Source organism: Streptomyces tricolor (assembly GCF_002155905.1).
GTDB classification, from domain to species: domain Bacteria; phylum Actinomycetota; class Actinomycetes; order Streptomycetales; family Streptomycetaceae; genus Streptomyces; species Streptomyces tricolor.
This window is the reverse complement of sequence record NZ_MUMF01000860.1, coordinates 1-260: the sequence shown is the minus strand read 5'-3', so window position 1 is coordinate 260 and position 260 is coordinate 1. Positions and strand designations below refer to the sequence as shown.

The window sequence follows — 260 nt, the reverse complement described above, 5'->3', positions numbered from 1 at the left end:
CGAAGAGCGACACCGAACACGGCCGGAGAGCGACACCGGACGCCGTCGGAGAGCGGCGGCGGGGTCGCGGGCGTGTCCGTGGCTTCCGGACGTGCCTTGCCGTAGGCCCCCGCGCCGGTGCCGGTTCGATCAGGTCACCACTCCGGGGATCACCGCCAACTGCTGGTAGCCCCCGCTGCTGTGGCGCACGGTGAGGAGCACCGCCTTTCCCGGGCGGGCCCGCGCGACGGCTCGGGCGAGGTCGGCGGCGGTGTCGACGC

1 pseudogene is annotated in these 260 nt (G+C 75.0%); it reads right to left on the bottom strand.

Annotated features, from left to right (window positions below):
* Nucleotides 1–129 precede the first annotated feature (129 nt).
* Nucleotides 130–260 (bottom strand): annotated as a pseudogene (locus CCN44_RS47040) (PDZ domain-containing protein); the annotation flags it as partial.